The organism is Pseudomonas sp. SLBN-26 (assembly GCF_006715895.1).
In the GTDB taxonomy this organism is placed as follows: domain Bacteria; phylum Pseudomonadota; class Gammaproteobacteria; order Pseudomonadales; family Pseudomonadaceae; genus Metapseudomonas; species Metapseudomonas otitidis.
Genome location: NZ_VFOB01000001.1, coordinates 2,483,321 through 2,503,248, shown reverse-complemented (window position 1 = coordinate 2,503,248; position 19,928 = coordinate 2,483,321). Strand labels below are relative to the sequence as shown.

At 66.1% G+C, this 19,928-nt stretch carries 18 protein-coding genes; 13 read left to right on the top strand and 5 right to left on the bottom strand.

Translation table 11 applies throughout. The features are described 5' to 3' along the window. Window positions 1–68: 68 nt before the first annotated feature. Both FBY21_RS11425 and FBY21_RS11420 read left to right on the top strand, forming a co-directional pair. Complete coding sequence (locus FBY21_RS11425; protein WP_142011101.1) at window positions 69–587, top strand: DUF6586 family protein; 519 nt, start codon at window positions 69–71, stop codon at window positions 585–587. Window positions 588–658: 71 nt separating this feature from the next. Then, window positions 659–892 carry a hypothetical protein gene (locus tag FBY21_RS11420; protein WP_044405053.1) on the top strand — a complete coding sequence of 78 codons (234 nt, stop codon included), beginning with the start codon at window positions 659–661 and terminating at the stop codon, window positions 890–892. A gap of 53 nt (window positions 893–945) precedes the next feature. On the opposite strand, the gene sulA is transcribed toward FBY21_RS11420, so the two are convergent. Continuing rightward, window positions 946–1,413 carry an SOS-induced cell division inhibitor SulA gene (gene sulA, locus FBY21_RS11415; RefSeq protein WP_044405049.1) on the bottom strand — a complete coding sequence of 156 codons (468 nt, stop codon included), beginning with the start codon at window positions 1,411–1,413 and terminating at the stop codon, window positions 946–948. Window positions 1,414–1,424: 11 nt separating this feature from the next. Continuing rightward, window positions 1,425–2,033, bottom strand: coding sequence for a transcriptional repressor LexA (gene lexA, locus FBY21_RS11410; RefSeq protein ID WP_044405045.1), 609 nt, complete (start codon window positions 2,031–2,033; stop codon window positions 1,425–1,427). Between the two features lie 236 nt (window positions 2,034–2,269). Here lexA and FBY21_RS11405 point away from each other — a divergent pair, with 236 nt between their 5' ends. Genes FBY21_RS11405 through FBY21_RS11390 form a run of 4 tightly spaced genes read left to right on the top strand, consistent with a single transcriptional unit; the run spans window position 2,270 to window position 5,300 of the window. Beyond that, window positions 2,270–2,977, top strand: a complete 708-nt coding sequence (locus FBY21_RS11405; RefSeq protein WP_044405042.1) for a TetR/AcrR family transcriptional regulator — start codon at window positions 2,270–2,272, stop codon at window positions 2,975–2,977. A gap of 43 nt (window positions 2,978–3,020) precedes the next feature. Next, window positions 3,021–3,542, top strand: coding sequence for a L,D-transpeptidase (locus FBY21_RS11400; protein ID WP_142011099.1), 522 nt, complete (start codon window positions 3,021–3,023; stop codon window positions 3,540–3,542). 11 nt (window positions 3,543–3,553) lie between these two features. Continuing rightward, window positions 3,554–4,552, top strand: a complete 999-nt coding sequence (gene nagZ, locus FBY21_RS11395; RefSeq protein ID WP_142011097.1) for a beta-N-acetylhexosaminidase — start codon at window positions 3,554–3,556, stop codon at window positions 4,550–4,552. 10 nt (window positions 4,553–4,562) lie between these two features. Beyond that, window positions 4,563–5,300 (top strand): S-methyl-5'-thioinosine phosphorylase, encoded by a 738-nt coding sequence (locus FBY21_RS11390; RefSeq protein ID WP_074968613.1) that lies wholly within the window; start codon window positions 4,563–4,565, stop codon window positions 5,298–5,300. Between the two features lie 29 nt (window positions 5,301–5,329). Here FBY21_RS11390 and FBY21_RS11385 read toward each other — a convergent pair whose 3' ends face one another. The 3 genes from FBY21_RS11385 to mfd form a co-directional block, all read right to left on the bottom strand. Further along, window positions 5,330–7,855 (bottom strand): DEAD/DEAH box helicase, encoded by a 2,526-nt coding sequence (locus tag FBY21_RS11385; protein ID WP_409563815.1) that lies wholly within the window; start codon window positions 7,853–7,855, stop codon window positions 5,330–5,332. A gap of 117 nt (window positions 7,856–7,972) precedes the next feature. After that, window positions 7,973–8,497: a CsiV family protein gene (locus FBY21_RS11380; RefSeq protein ID WP_074968618.1), complete on the bottom strand. Its 525-nt coding sequence runs from the start codon at window positions 8,495–8,497 to the stop codon at window positions 7,973–7,975. Window positions 8,498–8,508: 11 nt separating this feature from the next. Next, entirely contained in the window at window positions 8,509–11,961 is a 3,453-nt protein-coding gene (gene mfd, locus FBY21_RS11375) for a transcription-repair coupling factor (RefSeq protein WP_044405026.1), read from the bottom strand. 133 nt (window positions 11,962–12,094) lie between these two features. Between mfd and FBY21_RS11370 the strand changes: the two genes are divergently transcribed. The 7 genes from FBY21_RS11370 (at window position 12,095) to nqrE (ending at window position 19,928) form a co-directional block, all read left to right on the top strand. After that, entirely contained in the window at window positions 12,095–13,561 is a 1,467-nt protein-coding gene (locus tag FBY21_RS11370; RefSeq protein ID WP_074968622.1) for a glyceraldehyde-3-phosphate dehydrogenase, read from the top strand. Between the two features lie 94 nt (window positions 13,562–13,655). Beyond that, window positions 13,656–15,047: an amino acid permease gene (locus FBY21_RS11365; protein ID WP_142011095.1), complete on the top strand. Its 1,392-nt coding sequence runs from the start codon at window positions 13,656–13,658 to the stop codon at window positions 15,045–15,047. Window positions 15,048–15,317: 270 nt separating this feature from the next. Beyond that, window positions 15,318–16,655, top strand: a complete 1,338-nt coding sequence (locus FBY21_RS11360; RefSeq protein ID WP_142011092.1) for a Na(+)-translocating NADH-quinone reductase subunit A — start codon at window positions 15,318–15,320, stop codon at window positions 16,653–16,655. Between the two features lies 1 nt (window position 16,656). Then, entirely contained in the window at window positions 16,657–17,868 is a 1,212-nt protein-coding gene (locus FBY21_RS11355; RefSeq protein WP_142011090.1) for an NADH:ubiquinone reductase (Na(+)-transporting) subunit B, read from the top strand. Continuing rightward, window positions 17,861–18,649, top strand: coding sequence for a Na(+)-translocating NADH-quinone reductase subunit C (locus FBY21_RS11350; protein WP_044405014.1), 789 nt, complete (start codon window positions 17,861–17,863; stop codon window positions 18,647–18,649). The genes FBY21_RS11355 and FBY21_RS11350 overlap by 8 nt, the downstream gene beginning before the upstream one ends. Then, complete coding sequence (locus FBY21_RS11345) at window positions 18,646–19,320, top strand: NADH:ubiquinone reductase (Na(+)-transporting) subunit D (RefSeq protein ID WP_172433032.1); 675 nt, start codon at window positions 18,646–18,648, stop codon at window positions 19,318–19,320. The genes FBY21_RS11350 and FBY21_RS11345 overlap by 4 nt, the downstream gene beginning before the upstream one ends. Then, entirely contained in the window at window positions 19,320–19,928 is a 609-nt protein-coding gene (gene nqrE, locus FBY21_RS11340) for an NADH:ubiquinone reductase (Na(+)-transporting) subunit E (RefSeq protein ID WP_021219522.1), read from the top strand. Before FBY21_RS11345 ends, nqrE begins: the two co-directional genes overlap by 1 nt.

The window sequence follows — 19,928 nt, the reverse complement described above, 5'->3', positions numbered from 1 at the left end:
AGGCCGGACCACAGGTCCGGCCTTCTTCGTTTCGGTCTTGTGCCGATTGCATATCCGGAGTCCGTGCCATGGCCCATGAGCCCTACACCCGCACCAACCAGAAACTCTTTTTCGCCGGGCTTTGCCTTGAGAACTGGCGCAAGGCGGACGAGGGGCGTGCGATGAATGCGCAAGCCCAGGTCCAGGCGGAGCGGGAGGCTGCGCTTTTCCACCTTCACGGTGCCTTGCTGGGGCTATGCCACGAGATCACCCATTACTACCGCATGCCTAACCCGGGGGCTCCGGATGTAGTGGCGATCCTGAGCTCAGAGGTGCTGTCTGCCTCGCCGAGCCCGGAGCTGGCCGAGTTGGTGGAACTGTTCCAGCAGCCCGAGAGCTGGCTGGGCTCTCTCGAGCGGGCCTATCAGGCGCTCTTCCTGCCGCCTCAGGCACCCACCAAGGCCAAGGTGGATCCGACGCTTCCCTTGATCGAGGCGGTAGTACTGGATGAGGAGGAAGCACCCCTGTCCCGTGAGGAGTTGGAGTCCTGGCGTCAGCAGCTGAAGGCGCTGGTGCTTCGTTATCGGGAAAGTCTCTCGGAGTGCTGAGTGACGGAAGGGGTAGGGCGCCCAGCCGAACGGCTGTTACAATGCGCGGTCTTTAGTGGAGAGATGAAGCGATGACAACGTCCTTCCTGGAAATAGTCGAATTGCCCGACGGGCGCATTATTCTGCGCCGTGCAGAGGACGAGGAAGCGCTGGTGACGCTGGACTTCTCCGCTGATGCCAAGGCATTCCTCCAGGGGCATCACCTGGAAGTGGCCAAGGCCATGCTCAACGTGGGTGTGCAGATGGCCGGCCGGCTCGCCGAAGGCGAGATGGACCATGATGACCAGCCCCGCGTCTTGCACTGATAAGCGAATAGTCTCCTCGCCGATCATTGCCATTTGATTAAGCAGGGCCCTGGCTATCCAAGGTGGATGTTCAGGCTCTGTGCATTGCCTTCCCGTGCGGCCCTGATGAGGGCGTCCTTGTCCCGTGCACTGAGTGAAAGCCAGCTCACGACAGTGTGGCTGCGCCCCAGTCGGAGGGCTTCGCATGCCAATTCCAGAGCGTCCTTGCCGCCTCGGGGTTCGAGCAGGAGGATGCGCTCACGGTTGAGTCCCGCATCCCGCAGCCAGGCCTGATTAAGGGTGGCGGGTGCTCCGATGAGGGTGAGCCAGCGGGCGTCCTGTTCTTCGCTCAGCTCCCTCAGCATCGGGGCCAGCAGGTGGCGGCAATGGAGTGGGCTGCCTCGCAATGAGAGTTCGCTGAAGGCCTCGCTTTCCGCTTCCAGGGGAGCCTCGGGCTCCAGCAGGTCGTGAAGGGGTGTTGCGACGATGGCGTCGTGGAAGAGGGGCAGTTGGATGCGGCCGATCGGTTGCGAGAACTGCATGACGCCTCCTGTTAGCGGCGAATGACGCCGACGCTCAAGCCTTCGATCACCAGTTCCTGCTCGTGCAGGTCGACTTCGATCGGAGAGAATTCGGGGTTTTCGGCGATCAGCCACACCTTGTCGCCTTCGCGTTTGAAGCGCTTGACCGTCACTTCATCGCCCAGTCGTGCTACCACCACCTGGCCGTTGCGGGCCTCGCGAGTGGAGTGGACGGCCAGGAGGTCGCCATCGAAGATTCCGATGTCCTTCATGCTCATGCCGCGTACGCGCAGCAAATAGTCGGCCTTGGGGTGGAAGAAGTCGGGGTTGATGCGGCAGGATTCCTCGATGTTCTGCTGGGCAAGGATAGGTGCACCTGCAGCGACTCGGCCGATCACGGGCAGTCCACCTTCCTCGGCTGCCGGCTCGAATCCGGGGATGCGGATGCCGCGGGAAGCGCCCGGGGTCATCTCGATGGCGCCCTTGCGTGCCAGGGCCTTGAGGTGTTCCTCAGCGGCGTTGGGCGACTTGAAGCCGAGCTCCTGAGCAATTTCCGCCCGGGTCGGCGGATAACCGTTGTCTTCCAGGCAGCGCTTGATGAACGCGAGGATCTCGGCTTGGCGGGGCGTCAGTTTCAGCATGTCGGGCTCTGTCTTTTTATACAGTGACTGGTGTTTTATACAGTGCCTCGAGTGGGCCTACAAGTATTTTCTGAAGACCCGGCCTGCCATTCGGCGGTGTGCCGGATGAGGTTTCGCCCCGGCTGCGTAAGATGTCCTCCGGCGTGACCCATGCGTCAGAAGGTGGTGAGTGCGACTTGACAAAGGCAGGGTCTGAAACGTATGTTTCAAACAAGTGTTTGTCAGGTGGGGGAACCATGGCTCAGTCGGAAACCGTCGAACGCATCCTCGATGCAGCGGAACAGTTGTTCGCGGAGAAAGGCTTCGCCGAAACCTCCTTGCGTCTGATCACCAGCAAGGCCGGGGTCAACCTGGCGGCGGTGAATTATCACTTCGGTTCGAAGAAGGCCCTGATCCAGGCGGTCTTCTCGCGCTTCCTCGGGCCGTTCTGCCAGAGCCTGGAGCGTGAGCTCGACAAGCGCCAAGGCAAGTCTGAAACGCCGCCCTCTCTGGAGGAGCTGCTGGTGATGCTCGTGGAGCAGGCGCTGGCGGTAAAGCCTCGCAGTGGCAACGACCTTTCCATATTCATGCGCTTGCTCGGGCTTGCCTTCAGTCAGAGCCAGGGTCACCTGCGCAAGTACCTCGAAGAGGTGTATGGCAAGGTGTTCCGTCGCTACATGCTGCTGGTCAACGAGGCGGCGCCCCGGTTGCCGCCTCTTGAGATCTTCTGGCGTGTCCACTTCATGCTGGGGGCTGCGGCGTTCAGCATGTCCGGCATCAAGGCGCTGCGGGCCATGGCCGAGACCGACTTCGGTGTGAATACCTCCATCGAACAGGTCATGCGCCTGATGGTCCCGTTCCTCGCGGCAGGCATGCGCGCAGAAACGGGCCTGGCCGACGAGGCCCTGTCCAAGGCCGTACTGAAGCCCAGGGCAAAGCCCGCTCCTGCAGCCGGCAAGGCCTGAAGCCGGTGGGCGAGGGCGGCGGGATCAGCTAAGCTAGCCGCCCATGTCCGACCTCGATCTACTCCATATCTCCATTGCTGATCAGCGCCTCTACGGCTTCGCTGCTGGACGCCTGCTGGTCAGTTATCCCGTGTCGACCGCCCTCAATGGCCCCGGTGAACTCAGTGGTTCCAACTGCACACCCCGTGGTCTCCACGAAGTGCGGGCCAGGATTGGTGCCGATCTTCCCTTGAACGCCGTTTTGCGCGGGCGTCGCTGGACCGGTGAGGTCTGGTCCGAGGCGCTGCACGAACAGTTCCCCGGGCGTGACTGGATCCTCTCTCGCATCCTCTGGCTGAGTGGACGGGAGCCCGGCTTCAACCGCCTGGGCAAGGTCGACAGCATGCGCCGCTACATCTATATCCACGGCACGCCGGATACCGAGCCCATGGGCGTCCCGCGCTCCCACGGCTGCGTGCGCATGCGCAACGCCGACCTGCTGGAACTCTTTCCCCGCGTACCCGTCCACTGTGCGGTGCGCATCGATGAAGCGCCCAAGCCCGAGTGGGCGGCGCCCAACCCCTGACAAGGAACCCCATGCAAGGCTCCCTGATGCTGGACATCGGCGGCACCTGGCTGACTGCCGAAGACCGCCACATCCTGCGCCAGCCCGAAGTGGCCGGCCTGATCCTGTTCGCCCGCAATATCGAGGACCCGCGCCAGGTGCGTGACCTGTGTGCTGCGATCCGCGCCGTACGTCCCGACCTCATCCTCGCCGTCGACCAGGAAGGCGGCCGGGTGCAGCGCCTGCGTCGCGGCTTCGTGCGCCTGCCGGCGATGCGCGCCCTGGCCGATACGCCCAACGCCGAGGCCCTGGCCGAGCAATGCGGTTGGCTGATGGCGACCGAAGTGCTGGCCGCCGGCCTGGACCTCAGCTTCGCCCCGGTGCTGGACCTGGATCACCAGCGCAGCGCCGTGGTGGGCAGCCGTGCCTTCGAGGGCGATCCTCAGCGCGCCACTGACCTGGCCGGTGCCTTCATCAAAGGCCTGCGTGCTGCAGGCATGGCGGCCACTGGCAAGCACTTCCCCGGTCACGGCTGGGCGGAAGCCGACTCCCACGTCGCCATCCCCACGGATGAGCGCAGCCTGGAGCAGATCCGTGCGGCCGACCTTGTGCCCTTCACCCGCCTGGCGTCCGAGCTGGACGGCATGATGCCCGCCCACGTCATCTATCCCCAGGTCGATGCTCAGCCCGCCGGTTTCTCGCGTCGCTGGCTGCAGGACATCCTGCGCGGAGAGCTGAAGTTCACCGGGGTGATCTTCAGCGACGACCTCTCCATGGCCGGTGCCCATGTGGTGGGTGACGCCGCCGAGCGCATCGAGGCCGCGCTGAACGCAGGCTGCGACATGGGCCTGGTGTGCAACGACCGCGCTGCCGCCGAGCTGGCCCTGTCGCGTCTGCAGCGCCTGGGCGTGACCCCGTCCCCGCAACTGGCCCGCATGCGCCGTCGTGCCTTCCCGGGCACCGAATACTGTCAAGACCCGCGCTGGCAGGCCGCTGTGGGTGCCCTGCGCGAAGCCCAGCTGATCGACTGAAGGAAGCGACATGACCGTTTACGCGATTATCGGTGGTACCGGCCTGACCCAACTGGACGGCCTCAGCATGAAGGCCCTGCTCAACCCCGAGACACCCTACGGCGCGCCGTCCGCAGGGATCGTGCAGGGCGAGTACGCCGGTCGTGAGGTGCTCTTCCTCGCCCGTCACGGCCACCCGCACCGCATTCCGCCGCACCAGGTCAACTACCGCGCCAACCTCTGGGCGCTGAAGCATGCCGGGGCCGAGGCGGTCATCGCCGTCAATGCCGTTGGCGGCATCACCGCCGGGATGGGCACCGGGCAACTGGTGGTGCCGCATCAGGTGATCGACTACACCCAGGGGCGCATCGGCACCTTCTTCGAGGGCGAGCTGGACCACGTCACCCACATCGACTTCAGCCACCCCTACGACGAACCGCTGCGGCAGAAGCTGCTCGATGCCCTGCGTCGCGCCGGCCACGCCCACAGCGATTACGGCGTCTATGGCTGCACCCAGGGCCCGCGCCTGGAGACGGTCGCCGAGATCGCCCGCATGGAGCGCGATGGCTGCGACATCGTCGGCATGACCGGCATGCCCGAAGCCGCCCTCGCGCGCGAGCTGAACCTGCCCTATGCCGCCCTCTCCCTGGTGGTCAATCCGGCAGCCGGCAAGTCCACCAGCATCATCACCATGGCCGAGATCGAGGCCGCGCTCGCGGCGGGTATCGGCAAGGTGCGCGAAACCCTGTCCATCCTGCTGAAGGCGTGACCGGTGCCTGGCCCGGGCGGTAGCCCGGGTCAGGCGTGGGGGAGGGGCGCGAACAGCGCGTCGATGTCTTCCTCGCGCAGGTGCCAGTCGCTGCCGGCCGGCGCGCTCAGCACGCTTTGCGCCAGGTCGGCCTTGCGCTGCTGCAACTGCTGGATCTTCTCTTCCACCGTGCCCCGGGCGATCAGCTTGTAGACGAACACCGGCTTGTCCTGGCCAATGCGGTAGGCGCGGTCGGTGGCCTGGCGTTCGGCTGCCGGATTCCACCAGGGGTCGAAGTGGATCACCGTGTCGGCCTGGGTCAGGTTCAGCCCGGTGCCACCGGCCTTGAGGCTGATGAGGAACAGCGGCACCTCGCCGGCCTGGAAGCGCTCCACCGGCGTGCGCCGGTCGCGGGTCTCGCCGGTCAGCAGCAGGTAGTCGATCTGGCGCGTCTGCAATTCGCCCTCGATCAGCTCCAGCATGCTGGTGAACTGGGAGAACAGCAGCACTCGCCGGCCTTCCATGAACAGCTCCTCGAGCATCTCCATCAGGCTGTCCAGCTTGCCCGAGGTGCTGCCGCGTACCTCACGCTCCGGTTCCACCAGACGCAGGTCGCAGCAGGTCTGGCGCAGCTTGAGCAGGGCTTCGAGGATCACCATCTGGCTGCGGGCCATGCCCTTGTGCTCGATTTCCGAACGCACCTTCTGGTCCATCGCCAGGCGCACGGTCTCATAGAGGTCGCGCTGGGCCTCGCTCAGTTCCACCCAGTGGATCATCTCGGTCTTGGCCGGCAGTTCGGTCGCCACCGACTCCTTGGTGCGCCGCAGCATGAAGGGGCGGATGCGACCGTTCAGGTGGGCCAGGCGTTCGTTGTCGGCGTGCTTCTCGATGGGGGTGCGGTAGTCGCGGGCGAACTGCTTGGCATCGCCCAGCCAGCCGGGCATCAGGAAGTGGAACAGCGACCACAGTTCGCCCAGGTGGTTTTCCAGCGGCGTGCCCGACAGGCACAGGCGCTGGCGGGCCTGCAGCTGGCGCACGGCCTGGGCGGCCTTGCTGGTGGCGGTCTTGATGTTCTGCGCCTCGTCCAGTACCAGCAGGTGCAGCGGCTGCTCCTTCCATTGCGGCAGGTCGCGGGGCAGCAGGGCGTAGGTGGTGAGCAGCAGGTCGTGGTCGGCCAGGTGCTCGAAGTCCTTGTGCCGGTTGGGGCCATGCAGCGCCAGGACCTTCAGGTCCGGGGCGAAGCGCGCGGCCTCGTCCTGCCAGTTCGGCACCAGGCTGGTGGGCATCACCACCAGGGCGGGACGGTCCAGCCGGCCGGCCTCCTTCTCGGTGAGGATGTGCGCCAGGGTCTGCAGGGTCTTGCCCAAGCCCATGTCGTCGCCCAGCACGCCGCCGGCGTCCAGCTCACGCAGGGTCTGCAGCCAGGCCAGGCCCTGGAGCTGGTAGGCGCGTAGCTCGGCCTTCAGTCCCTTGGGCGTGGGGTGGCTGCCATGACGGCTGTCCCGCAGGCGTTCGGCGAAGGTGCGCAGGCGTTCGCCGCCTCGCCAGGCCAGGCCGAGGGACTCCAGTTGGTCGAGCCGTGCAGCGTCCGGCAGTCCGAGCCGCAGGCTGCGGCCCTCGCCGCGATCCCGCAGGAACAGCTCGCCCAGCGTGCCGAGCAGGGGCTTGAGGCGGCCGTAGGGGAGGGCGACCTGCAGGGGCCGCCCGGTCTCGCTGCTCAGCGTATCGAGCTGGAGGCGCAACTGGTCGTCGTCCTTGCGTCGCTGCAGGACCTTGGCGCTGAGCAGCTTGGGGTTGTCCCGGATCAGCTTGAGCAACACCGGCAGCAGGCTGATGCGCTGCCCTTCCACGAGGATGCCCAGCTCCAGGTCGAACCACTGCTGGCCCGGTTGCTCGTCCACCTCGGCATACCAGCCATCCACCGGGGTGAGGTCGAAGTGGAAACCGGGGCGGATCTCGATCAGCCAGCCCTCGTCGCGCAACTGCGGCAGCTGCAGCTGGACGAAGCGCTGCCAGGCCTCGTCGTCGGGCAGCTCGAACAGTTCCAGCAGGTCCCCCGGCAGGGCTTGGCTCTGCCGCAGGGACTCCTTGAAGCCCAGTTGTCGCAGGCGCTCGCGCAGCGTTTCCTCGGCCTGGGGATTGCGCTGCATGGCCACCAGCTCGCCATCCTGCCGGCGCCTGACCGGGTTGGCGCGGGTGTTCTTGCCGTGGACCAGCGCCCCTGCATAGTCGAAGGCCAGCCCGGCGCGGTGCTGCTGGTTGCCCACCATCCGGCCGCTGCGCAGGTCATAGAGGCTCTGGGCCAGGCTGCCCAGGGCCAGGTGCGGACGTGGCGGGATGTCTTTCAGCAACCGGGGTGCGCGCGCCGGTGCCGGGGTGACGGGCTCCGGCCGTGCGGCCGGTGGGCCATCGGACAGCAGCTGGAGGATGGCGGCGACGCAGTGCTTGCAGTTCAGGCCGACCGGGCAGGTGCAACGACCGATCACCCCGAGCCCATGGGGCGCGAGGCGGATCGTCTGCAGGTAGGGCGTCTCGGCGGAGCCTGCGCAGCTGGCCAGCAGCTGCGTCTCGTCCATGGCCCGCAGGCGCGCTTTCCGCTGTTGGGCGTAGCGGGCGCCGCGGTCGAGCGCGCCCTGGTCGAAGTCCTGGCGCCAGTCTTCCTGGCGCAGGTGTTCGAGCAGGGTGGGCATGGGTCAGAGCGGGTTGACGCGAATCAGGATGCCCAGGCTGGAGTGGTCGAGGTAGGTCAGCTCGCCGCTCTTCAGGCGGGTGCCCTGCTTGATGCGTTCACTGCCGCTGAGCAGGCCGCTGGCGTCGAAGCGGTTGACCCAGAAGTCGACGGACACGTCGGTGAAGCGCCCCTGGCTCAGCTCCACGGTGCCTTCTACCGGGAAGTGGCCGAGCTGGCCGTCGCCGGTGGTGACCGCCACCTTGCTCGGGGTGGCGCCAATGCTCTGGGACCAGGCCTTGTGCAGCAGCACCTGGTAGCCGGCGCCCGGGTTGAGGCGGGCGGCTTCGTTGTTCAGGTTGGTGGCGCGCTCGCCGACGCTGGACAGGGTCTGGCTGCCGTTGGCCCAGTCATCCGGGGCGTTCTGGCTGGCCGGGACCGGCTCGCCGGCCTGGCGGAAGAGGATCATCTCCACCTGGTAGAGCCCGTCGGCGAAGGCGCTGGGGGCCACCAGGGCGAGCAGCAGGGTGATGAAACGGAACGCACGCATGGATCAGTCCTTTAAGCGGATTGCGGAACGAGGCGCTCGAACAGCGCCTCCAGTGTGTTGAAGCGTTCTTCCGGTCGCTCCATCGGGACCAGGAAGCGGAACTGGGTGGCGCCTTCGAACTTGTAGCGCTTGGGCTGGCCCTGGATCAGCTTGATCAGCACCAGCGGGTCGACGCAGGTGTCGGCGGCGAATTCTATCCGACCACCTTGGGGGCCGGCGTCGACTTTCTTGATGCCGAGCTTCTCCGCCTGCAGCTTGAGCAGGGTGAGGCGCACCAGGTTCTTGGTGGGCTCGGGGAGCAGGCCGAAGCGGTCGATCATTTCCACCTGCAGCTCCTTCAGGCCGTCCTCGTCGGCGGCCGAGGCGATGCGCTTGTAGAGGATCAGCCGTGCGTGTACGTCGGGCAGGTAGTCCTCGGGAATCAGTGCCGGCACCCGTAGGTTGATTTCCGGCCCGCCACCCAGGGGCTGCTCCAGGTTGGGCTGCTCGCCCTTCTGGATGGATTTGACCGCGCGTTCGAGCATTTCCATGTACAGGGTGAAGCCCACGGCCTGGATCTGCCCGCTCTGGCCCTCGCCCAGCAGTTCGCCGGCGCCGCGGATCTCCAGGTCATGGGTGGCCAGCACGAAGCCGGCCCCCAGGTCCTGGGCGTTGGCGATGGCTTCCAGGCGCTTCTGGGCGTCCTCGGTCATCTGCTTGCGCGGTGGCGTCAGCAGGTAGGCGTAGGCCTGGTGGTGGCTGCGGCCGACGCGGCCACGCAGCTGGTGCAACTGGGCCAGGCCGAACTTGTCGGCGCGCTCGATGATGATGGTGTTGGCGCTGGGCACGTCGATGCCGGTCTCGATGATGGTGGAGGCCACCAGCACGTTGAAGCGCTTGTGGTAGAAGTCGCTCATCACCTGTTCGAGCTCGCGCTCGTGCATCTGCCCGTGGCCGATGCCGATACGGGCCTCGGGCACCAGTTCGGCGAGGTCGGCGGCGCACTTCTCGATGGTCTTGACCTCGTTGTGCAGGTAGTAGACCTGCCCGCCCCGCAGCAGCTCGCGCAGCAGGGCCTCCTTGATCACCGTGTTCTGCTGCTCCATCACGAAGGTACGCACCGACAGGCGGCGCGCCGGCGGGGTGGCGATGATCGACAGGTCGCGCATGCCGGCCACGGCCATGTTCAGGGTGCGCGGGATCGGCGTGGCGGTGAGGGTGAGGATGTCCACCTCGCTGCGCAGGGCCTTGAGCTGCTCCTTCTGGCGCACGCCGAAGCGGTGTTCCTCGTCGATGATCACCAGGCCCAGCTGCTTGAAGCGGATGTCGCCCTGCAGCAGGCGGTGGGTGCCGATGACGATGTCGACCTTGCCTTCGGCCAGTTCGTTGGCGGCGCCTTCCACTTCCTTGGCGGTCTTGAAGCGGCTCATCACCTCCACGCGCACCGGCCAGTCGGCGAAGCGGTCGCGGAAGCTGTTGTAGTGCTGCTGGGCGAGGAGGGTGGTGGGCACCAGCACCGCCACCTGCTTGCCGCTGTGCACGGCGACGAAGGCCGCGCGCATGGCCACTTCGGTCTTGCCGAAGCCGACGTCGCCGCAGACCAGGCGGTCCATCGGCTTGGGCGCCAGCATGTCGGCGACCACGGCCTCGATGGCGGCCTGCTGGTCCGGGGTTTCCTCGAAGGGGAAGCCGGCGGAGAAGGTGGCGTAGTCGGCCAGCGGGTCCTTGAAGGCATAGCCCTTTCGCGCGGCGCGGCGGGCGTAGATGTCCAGCAGTTCGGCGGCGACGTCGCGCACCTGTTCGGCGGCCTTGCGCTTGGCTTTCTGCCAGGTTTCCGAGCCCAGGCGGTGCAGCGGTGCCAGGGCGTCATCGGTGCCGGTGTAGCGGGCGATCAGGTGCAGGCTGGCGACCGGTACGTAGAGCTTGGCTTCCTCGGCGTACTGCAGGGCGAGGAATTCGGCGGCCTGGCCTTCGATCTCCAGGGTGATCAGGCCGAGGTAGCGGCCCACGCCGTGGTCGATGTGCACCACTGGCGCGCCTTCGCGCAGCTCGGCGAGGTTCTTGATGACGTTGTCGCCACCGTCGCTGCGGCGTTCTCGGCGACGGCGCTGCATGACGCGCTGGCCGAACAGCGGGCTTTCGGCGACCAGCGCCAGGGCTGGTTCGTCCAGCAGCAGGCCCTCGTCCAGCGGGGCGATGGTGATGGCCAGGCGCTCGCTGCTGGCGACGAACTCCGGCCAGCCGGCGACTTCCTGCGGGCGCAGCTTGAGCCGGGCGAGCAGTTCCAGCAGCACTTCGCGGCGGCCGGCCGATTCGGCGCTGAACAGCACGCGGCCGGGGAACTCCTCCAGGAAGCGGCGCAGGGCCGCCAGCGGCTCGCTGGCCTTGCCTTCGATGGCGAGGTCGGGCAGGGCGCGGGTGGGGAAGCGCTCGCGGCCCACGCCGGGCGCCAGGTCGCTGGGGTCGGCCACTACACGGGGTGAGGCCTTCAGCCGGGCGAAGCAGTCCTCCACCGGCAGGAAGAGTTCGGCCGGCGGCACCAGCGGGCGCTCGGGGTCGACGCGGCGCTCTTCATAGCGGCTGCGCACGTCGCTCCAGAACTGCTCGGCGGCCTGTTCGATGCCGGGCAGGGAGAACACCTGGGTGTTGCCGGGCAGATAGTCGAAGAGCGTCTCGGTCTCCTCGAAGAACAGCGGCAGGTAGTACTCGATGCCGGCCGGGGTGATGCCGCTGGCCAGGTCCTGGTAGATCGGGCAGCGGCGGAAGTCGACGTCGAAGCGCTCGCGGAAGCGGCCGCGGAAGTCGGTGACCGCCTTCTTGTCCAGCGGGAACTCGCGGGCCGGCAGCAGGCGGATCGACTCCACCTTGTCCACCGAGCGCTGGGTTTCCGGGTCGAAGGTGCGCAGGGTCTCGATCTCGTCATCGAACAGGTCGATGCGGTAGGGCAGGTCGCTGCCCATGGGGAACAGGTCGATCAGCGCGCCGCGCACGGCGAACTCGCCGTGCTCGTAGACCGTTTCCACGCAGCGGTAGCCGGCCCCTTCCAGGCGCAGGCGCATCTGCTCCACGTCCAGCTTCTGGCCCACGTCCAGCACCAGGCTCGAGCCCAGCAGGAAACGCCGGGGCGGCAGGCGGTGCAGGGCGGTGGTGATCGGCACCACCAGCACGCCATGGTCCAGTTCCGGCAGGCGATAGAGGCTGGCCACCCGCTGGGAAATGATGTCCTGGTGGGGGGAGAACAGGTCGTAGGGCAGCGTTTCCCAGTCCGGGAAGTGCAGCACCGGCAGGTCCGGGGCGAAGAAGCCCAGCTCCTGCTCCAGGCGTTCGGCGCTCTGGCTGTCGGCAGTCAGCAACAGGGTGAAGCGTCGGGCAGCGCTCGCCGCTTCGGCGATGGCCAGGCCGAGGGCCGCACCGTTGAGGTTGCCCCACTGCTGCTTGCCGCTGGCGGTGGGTAGGGTCGGGAGACGCAGGACGGAGGCGGGCAAAAGGGGGCTCCGGTCGGAATTCGAACCGGGCGATTGTAACTATCCCGACCGTTGGATGTCAGTCTTGCGACGGCTGCAGATTGCCGGCGCTTGCGCGCGTCGTCATAATGTAGCCCCTTTTTTCATCCCCTACATGTGGAAGGTACTGCCCGTGACTCAGAAGCCCGACCAGTGTCTCGGTGAATGGATCGATCGTGAAGCCCTCGCGGAAGCGATGATTCCGCTGATCGGCCAGCTCTATCGCAACAACAACGTGGTCACCTCGATCTATGGTCGCGGCCTGATCAACCGTTCCGTGATCGACATCCTCAAAGCCCACCGTTTCGCCCGCCACCGCCAGGCCGACGAAGCCGAGCTGTCGGTCCACGACACCTTCCCGATCCTGAAGGCCATGAGCGAGCTCAAGCTGGGCGCCGCTTCCGTCGACCTGGGCAAGATGGTCGCCAAGTTCAAGGCCGAGGGTGCCGGTCGCAGCCTCGAGCAGTTCACCAAGGACGAGCTGGCCGAGCTGGTCGGCAAGCAGAACGGCGCTGCCCGTGAAGGCACCGACGTCGTTCTCTACGGCTTCGGCCGCATCGGCCGCCTGCTGGCGCGTATCCTCATCGAGAAGACCGGTGGCGGCGACGGCCTGCGCCTGCGCGCCATCGTCGTCCGCAAGGGCGCCGAGAACGACCTGGTCAAGCGCGCCAGCCTGCTGCGTCGCGACTCCGTGCACGGTCCGTTCGACGGCACCATCGTCATCGACGAGGAGAACAACACCCTCACCGCCAACGGCAACCTGATCCAGGTGATCTACTCCAACGATCCCGCCTCGGTCGACTACACCGCCTACGGCATCAAGAACGCCCTGCTGGTGGACAACACCGGCAAATGGCGTGACGCCGAGGGTCTGAGCCAGCACCTGAAGTGCCCGGGCATCGACCGCGTGGTCCTCACCGCTCCCGGCAAGGGCGCGCTGAAGAACATCGTCCACGGCATCAACCACGGCGAAATCACCGCCGACGACAAGATCATCTCCGCTGCCTCCTGCACCACCAACGCCATCGTGCCGGTGCTCAAGGCCGTGAATGACAAGTTCGGCATCGCCAACGGCCACGTCGAGACCGTTCACTCGTACACCAACGACCAGAACCTGATCGACAACTTCCACAAGGGCAGCCGCCGTGGCCGCAGCGCCGCGCTGAACATGGTGATCACCGAGACCGGTGCCGCCACCGCAGCCGCCAAGGCCCTGCCGGTGCTGAAAGGCAAGCTGACCGGCAACGCCATCCGCGTGCCGACCCCGAACGTCTCCATGGCCATCCTCAACCTGAACCTGGAGAAGGCCACCACCCGCGACGAGATCAACGAGTACCTGCGCCAGATGGCCATGCACTCCGACCTGCACAAGCAGATCGACTACGTCTCCTCCCAGGAAGTGGTGTCCACCGACTTCGTCGGCTCCCGCCATGCCGGTGTGGTCGATGCCGAAGCCACCATCTGCAACGACAACCGTGTCGTCCTCTACGTCTGGTACGACAACGAGTTCGGCTACAGCTGCCAGGTGGTCCGCGTGATGGAAGACATGGCTGGGGTCAACCCGCCGGCCTTCCCGCGCTAAGTCGCTGGTCCGTGAAAACGGGAGCTCTCGGGCTCCCGTTTTTCATTTTTCCGGCTGTAATCGCTAGACCCCTCCCTTCTTTTCGGAACTCCTGATGGACGGACAACAGCAGCACGCCGGCTCGCTCAAGCGCGGGCTGGAAAACCGCCATATCCAGTTGATCGCCCTGGGTGGCGCCATCGGCACCGGCCTGTTCCTCGGCTCCGCCGGGGTGCTCAAGTCCGCCGGGCCGTCGATGATCCTCGGCTACGCCATCGCCGGCTTCATCGCCTTCCTGATCATGCGCCAGTTGGGCGAGATGATCGTCGAGGAGCCCGTGGCCGGCTCCTTCAGTCACTTCGCCCACAAGTACTGGGGCGGCTACGCGGGCTTCCTGGCCGGCTGGAACTACTGGGTGCTCTACGTCCTGGTGGGCATGGCCGAGCTGACCGCCGTGGGCAAGTACATCCAGTTCTGGTGGCCCGACGTGCCCACCTGGGTGACGGCAGCGGTGTTCTTCGTGCTGATCAACGTGATCAACCTGGCCAACGTGCGGGTCTTTGGGGAGACGGAATTCTGGTTCGCCCTGATCAAGGTGGTGGCGATCATCGGCATGATCATCCTCGGCCTCTACCTGCTGGTCTCCGGCACCGGCGGCGAGCAGGCCGCGGTGAGCAACCTCTGGAGTCACGGCGGGTTCTTCCCCAATGGCCTGGAAGGGCTGGTGATGGTCCTGGCGATCATCATGTTCTCCTTCGGTGGCCTGGAGCTGGTGGGCATCACCGCCGCCGAGGCCAGCGAGCCGAAGAAGGTGATCCCCAAGGCGATCAACCAGGTCATCTACCGCATCCTGATCTTCTACATCGGCGCCCTCAGCGTGCTGCTGATGCTGTATCCCTGGGACAAGCTGCTGGAAACCCTCAATGCCGCCGGCGACCCCTACAGCGGCAGCCCCTTCGTGCAGATCTTCTCGCTGATCGGCAGTGACACCGCCGCCCACCTGCTGAACTTCGTGGTGCTGACCGCCGCGCTGTCGGTCTACAACAGTGGCGTGTACTGCAACAGTCGCATGCTCTACGGCCTGGCCGAGCAGGGCGATGCGCCGAAGGCGTTGCTCAAGGTCAACCGCCGTGGCGTGCCGGTGCTGGCCATTGGCGTGTCCGCGCTGATCACCCTGCTCTGCGTATTGGTGAACTACCTGGCGCCCAAGCAGGCGCTGGAGCTGCTGATGGCGCTGGTGGTGGCGGCCCTGGTGATCAACTGGGCGATGATCAGCCTGTCGCACCTGATGTTCCGCAAGTCGCTGCAGCGCCAGGGCATCGAGCCGTTCTTCAAGTCGCTCTGGTACCCCTTCAGCAACTACCTGTGCCTGGCCTTCGTGGCGCTCATCCTGGGCGTGATGCTGCTGATCCCGGGCATCAACGTGTCGGTCTACGCCATTCCGTTCTGGCTCGCATTTATTGCGGTTTGTTACTGGATCAGGCGCTCCACCGGGGCGCGCCGGTAGAACCTGAAACGGGGGCCTAGGCCCCCGTTTTTCATGGCGTGGCGGGCGGTGACCATTCGTCCGCACGCTGACTTCCAGTTGCCCGAGTCGCTCTAACAGTCGGAAATTTCAGGACTTTCAGTGGCCGCTTGGGAAGTCGCCTCTTTATAATGCGCGGTTTTCGTCCCGAGGCTCTGCCGCGTGCCGGCATATGTGCCGGTGCCTGCCTGGCGTTTGGCGGCTACTGTTCGACACCGGGACGAAACCCTTCTCAAGGTTCAGGCGAGAGACATGACAAGAATCAGACGGGGGTTGGACCTGCCCATCGCAGGCCAGCCTGAGCAGCGCATCGAGGCTGCACGCGCCGTGCGTAGCGTGGCCGTGATCGGCTTCGACTACCACGGCATGAAGCCCACCATGCAGGTGCAGGTCGGGGACCGGGTGAAGCTGGGCCAGGCCCTGTTCGCCGACAAGAAGAACCCCGGCGTGCTCTTCACCGCCCCGGCGGCGGGCGTGGTTTCGGCCATCCACCGCGGCGAGCAGCGTGTGCTGCAGTCGGTGGTGATCGATGTGGACGGCGACGACGAAGTCGTCTTCGACACCTGCCCGGACAATGCCCTGGATGCCCTCGATCCCCAGGCCGTGCGGGACAACCTGCAGCGCTCGGGCCTCTGGACCGCACTGCGTACGCGCCCGTTCAGCCGGGTGCCGGCCGTCGATGCCGTTCCCAGCTCGATCTTCGTGACCGCCCTCGATACTCACCCGCTGGCCGCCGACCCGCAGCCGATCATCGCTGCCCACGCCGCCGACTTCGAACGCGGCCTCAAGGTGCTGGCGCGCCTGGGCCGGGTGTTCCTGTGCAAGGCCGACGGGGCCAGCCTGCCGGGTGAGCAGTTGACCGGCGTGCGCGCCGAGGCCTTCTCCGGTCCGCATCCGGCGGGGCTTCCGGGTACCCACATCCACTTCCTCGACCCGGTCAGCGCCACCAAGAGCGTCTGGCACATCGGCTACCAGGACGTGATCGCCGTCGGCAAGCTGTTCGCCACCGGCCGCCTGTGGGTCGAGCGCGTCGTGGCCCTGGCCGGCCCGGTGGTGGAGAAGCCGCGTCTGCTGGCCACCCGCCTGGGTGCGAGCCTCGATGAGCTGACCGCCGGCGAACTCAAGCCCGGCGTCAACCGCGTGGTGTCCGGCTCCCTGCTGGGCGGGCGCACCTCCCGTGGCGCCTGCGCCTACCTGGGGCGCTACCACCTGCAGGTGTCCTGCCTGGCCGAAGGCAATGACCGCGAGCTGCTGCACTACCTGCGCGCCGGGGTGAACAAGCACTCGGTGCTGAACATCTTCGTCTCCAAGCTGATGGCGGCCCGTCGGTTCGCCTTCAGCACCAGCACCAACGGCAGCCCGCGCGCCATGGTGCCGGTGGGCAACTACGAGGCGGTGATGCCGCTGGACATCCTGCCCACCCAGTTGCTGCGCTACCTCATCGTCGGCGACACCGAGATGGCCCAGAAGCTGGGCTGCCTGGAGCTGGACGAGGAAGACCTGGCGCTGTGCAGCTACGTCTGCGCCGGCAAGTACGAATACGGCCCCATCCTGCGGGACAACCTCAACCGCATCGAGAAGGAGGGCTGACATGGGCCTGCGCAAATTCCTCGACCGGATCGAGCACAACTTCGAACAGGGTGGCCGCTTCGAGAAGTGGTACGCCCTGTACGAAGCGATCGACACCTTCTTCTACCGGCCGGCCAACGTCACCCGGACCACGGCCCACGTGCGCGATGGCATCGACCTCAAGCGCATGATGATCACCGTGTGGCTCTGCACCTTCCCGGCAATGTTCTTCGGCATGTGGAACGTCGGCTACCAGGCCAACCTGGTGTTCGCCCAGAGCCCGGACCTGCTGGCCGCCCAGGACGGCTGGCGCTTCGCGCTGATCGGCAGCCTGGCCGGCTTCGACCCCAACAGCCTGTGGGACAACGTCATCCAGGGCGCCGCCTGGTTCCTGCCCATCTACGCCGTGACCTTCATCGTCGGCGGCTTCTGGGAAGTGCTGTTCGCCGCCATCCGCCGCCATGAAGTGAACGAAGGCTTCTTCGTCACCTCCGTGCTCTTCGCCCTCACCCTGCCGCCGAGCATCCCGCTGTGGCAGGTGGCCCTGGGCATCAGCTTCGGCGTGGTGCTGGGCAAGGAAGTGTTCGGCGGCACCGGCAAGAACTTCCTCAACCCCGCCCTGGTGGGCCGTGCCTTCCTGTTCTTCGCCTACCCGGCGCAGATTTCCGGTGACTCCGTGTGGACGGCGGTGGACGGCTTCGCCGGCGCCACCTCCCTGAGCCTGGGCGCTGCCGGTGGCGTGGAGAACATCCTCGGTCACGGCATCACCTGGATGGACGCCTTCCTCGGGACCATCCACGGTTCCATCGGCGAGACCAGCACCCTGGCCATCTTCATCGGCGGCGGCGTGCTGCTGCTGACCCGCATCGCCGCCTGGCGCATCGTCGCCGGCGTGATGCTGGGCATGATAGCCACCAGCACGCTGTTCAACGCCATCGGTTCCGACACCAACCCGATGTTCGCCATGCCCTGGTACTGGCACCTGGTCCTCGGCGGTTTCGCCTTCGGCATGATGTTCATGGCCACCGACCCGGTGTCCGCCTCCATGACCAACACCGGCAAGTGGCTGTTCGGCGCGCTGATCGGCCTGATGGTGGTGCTGATCCGCGTGGTCAACCCCGCCTTCCCGGAAGGCATGATGCTGGCGATCCTCTTCGCCAACCTCTGTGCACCGCTGATCGACCACTTCGTCGTCCAGGCCAACATCAAGCGGAGGCTGGCACGCCATGGCTAACCAGAAGGAATCCACGATCCGCACCCTGCTGGTGGCCCTGGTGGTCTGCCTGGTGTGCTCCATCTTCGTCGCCGGCGGGGCAGTAGCCCTCAAGCCGGTGCAGGTGGAGAACCGCGAGCTGGACAAGCAGCGCAGCATCCTCTCCATCGCCGGCCTCGGCCAGCCGGGCATGTCCGCCAGCGAAGTGAAGGCGCTCTATGCCGAGCGCATCACCGCCAAGGTGGTGGACCTCTCCAGCGGCGAGTACAGCGACGCCATCCAGGCCGCCGGCTTCGACCCGCTGAAGGCCGCCAAGGACCCGAAGCTCTCCGACGCCCTGCCGGGTGACCAGGATATCGCCTCCATCAAGCGCCGCGAGCGCTTCACCACCGTCTACCTGGTGGAGAAGGACGGCAAGCTGGACACCCTGATCCTGCCGGTGCGCGGCTACGGCCTGTGGTCGACCCTGTACGGCTTCCTCGCCCTCAAGGGCGACCTCAATACCGTGGTCGGCCTGGGCTTCTACCAGCATGGCGAGACGCCCGGCCTCGGCGGCGAGGTGGACAACCCGAAATGGAAGGCGCTGTGGAACGGCAAGAGCCTGTTCGATGAGCAGGGCCAGCTGGCCATCCAGATCATCAAGGGCAGTGTCGAGCCCGGCTCGCCCAACGCCAGCCACCAGGTCGACGGCCTGGCCGGCGCCACGCTGACCAGCAAGGGCGTCAACAACCTGCTGCATTTCTGGCTCGGCAAGAACGGCTTCGGCCCCTTCCTGGCCAAGCTGAACAACGGGGAGGCATGAACATGGCGCAACCCACGATCCGCTCGGTCCTGCTGGACCCGATCCTGCACAACAACCCCATCGGCCTGCAGATCCTCGGCATCTGCTCGGCCCTGGCGGTCACCTCCAACCTGAAGACCGCGCTGGTGATGTCCATCGCCCTGACGCTGGTGACCGGCTTCTCCAACCTGTTCATCTCGATGATCCGCAGCCAGATCCCCAGCTCGATCCGCATGATCGTGCAGATGGTGATCATCGCCTCGCTGGTCATCGTGGTCGACCAGGTGCTCAAGGCCTATGCCTTCAGCCTGTCCAAGCAGCTCTCGGTATTCGTCGGCCTGATCATCACCAACTGCATCGTGATGGGCCGCGCCGAAGCCTTCGCCATGGCCAATCCGCCCGTGCTGTCGTTCTTCGACGGCATCGGCAACGGCCTGGGCTACAGCGCCATGCTCATCGTCCTCGGCGTGATCCGCGAGCTGTTCGGCTCCGGCAAGCTGCTGGGCTACGAGATCCTCCCGGTGATCAACGACGGCGGCTGGTACCAGCCCAACGGCCTGTTGCTGCTGCCGCCCTCGGCCTTCTTCCTCATCGGCCTGATCATCTGGGCCCTGCGCAGCTGGAAGACCGAGCAGAAGGAAGCGCCGTCCTTCAAGATCGCGCCCCAGGTATCCAACAAGGAGGCCTACTGATGGAGCACTACATCAGCCTGTTCGTGAAGGCGGTGTTCGTCGAGAACATGGCCCTGGCCTTCTTTCTCGGCATGTGCACCTTCATCGCCATTTCCAAGAAGGTGGAAACCGCCATCGGCCTCGGCATCGCCGTGATCGTGGTGCAGGCCATCACCGTGCCGGCCAACAACCTGCTCTACACCCTCCTGCTCAAGGACGGCGCACTGGCCTGGGCCGGCCTGCCGGACGTGGACCTGTCGTTCCTCGGCCTGCTCAGCTACATCGGGGTGATCGCCGCCATCGTGCAGATCCTCGAGATGCTGCTCGACAAGTACGTGCCCTCGCTCTACAACGCCCTCGGCGTGTTCCTGCCGCTGATCACGGTGAACTGCGCCATAATGGCCGGCTCGCTGTTCATGGTGGAGCGCGACTACAACCTGGGTGAGAGCGTGGTCTACGGCGTCGGTTCCGGCTTCTCCTGGGCCCTGGCCATCGCGCTGCTCGCCGGCATCCGCGAGAAGCTCAAGTACAGCGATGTACCCGAGGGCCTGCAGGGCCTGGGCATCACCTTCATCACCATCGGCCTGATGTCGCTGGGCTTCATGTCCTTTTCGGGCGTCCAGCTGTAA

Coding starts and splice junctions, on each gene's coding strand:
- FBY21_RS11425 (WP_142011101.1), top strand. CDS start 69: ATGGCCCATGAGCCCTACACCCGCACCAACCAGAAACTCTTTTTCGCC.
- FBY21_RS11420 (WP_044405053.1), top strand. CDS start 659: ATGACAACGTCCTTCCTGGAAATAGTCGAATTGCCCGACGGGCGCATT.
- sulA (WP_044405049.1), bottom strand. CDS start 1,413: ATGCAGTTCTCGCAACCGATCGGCCGCATCCAACTGCCCCTCTTCCAC.
- lexA (WP_044405045.1), bottom strand. CDS start 2,033: ATGCTGAAACTGACGCCCCGCCAAGCCGAGATCCTCGCGTTCATCAAG.
- FBY21_RS11405 (WP_044405042.1), top strand. CDS start 2,270: ATGGCTCAGTCGGAAACCGTCGAACGCATCCTCGATGCAGCGGAACAG.
- FBY21_RS11400 (WP_142011099.1), top strand. CDS start 3,021: ATGTCCGACCTCGATCTACTCCATATCTCCATTGCTGATCAGCGCCTC.
- nagZ (WP_142011097.1), top strand. CDS start 3,554: ATGCAAGGCTCCCTGATGCTGGACATCGGCGGCACCTGGCTGACTGCC.
- FBY21_RS11390 (WP_074968613.1), top strand. CDS start 4,563: ATGACCGTTTACGCGATTATCGGTGGTACCGGCCTGACCCAACTGGAC.
- FBY21_RS11385 (WP_409563815.1), bottom strand. CDS start 7,855: ATGGACGAGACGCAGCTGCTGGCCAGCTGCGCAGGCTCCGCCGAGACG.
- FBY21_RS11380 (WP_074968618.1), bottom strand. CDS start 8,497: ATGCGTGCGTTCCGTTTCATCACCCTGCTGCTCGCCCTGGTGGCCCCC.
- FBY21_RS11370 (WP_074968622.1), top strand. CDS start 12,095: ATGTGGAAGGTACTGCCCGTGACTCAGAAGCCCGACCAGTGTCTCGGT.
- FBY21_RS11365 (WP_142011095.1), top strand. CDS start 13,656: ATGGACGGACAACAGCAGCACGCCGGCTCGCTCAAGCGCGGGCTGGAA.
- FBY21_RS11360 (WP_142011092.1), top strand. CDS start 15,318: ATGACAAGAATCAGACGGGGGTTGGACCTGCCCATCGCAGGCCAGCCT.
- FBY21_RS11355 (WP_142011090.1), top strand. CDS start 16,657: ATGGGCCTGCGCAAATTCCTCGACCGGATCGAGCACAACTTCGAACAG.
- FBY21_RS11350 (WP_044405014.1), top strand. CDS start 17,861: ATGGCTAACCAGAAGGAATCCACGATCCGCACCCTGCTGGTGGCCCTG.
- FBY21_RS11345 (WP_172433032.1), top strand. CDS start 18,646: ATGAACATGGCGCAACCCACGATCCGCTCGGTCCTGCTGGACCCGATC.
- nqrE (WP_021219522.1), top strand. CDS start 19,320: ATGGAGCACTACATCAGCCTGTTCGTGAAGGCGGTGTTCGTCGAGAAC.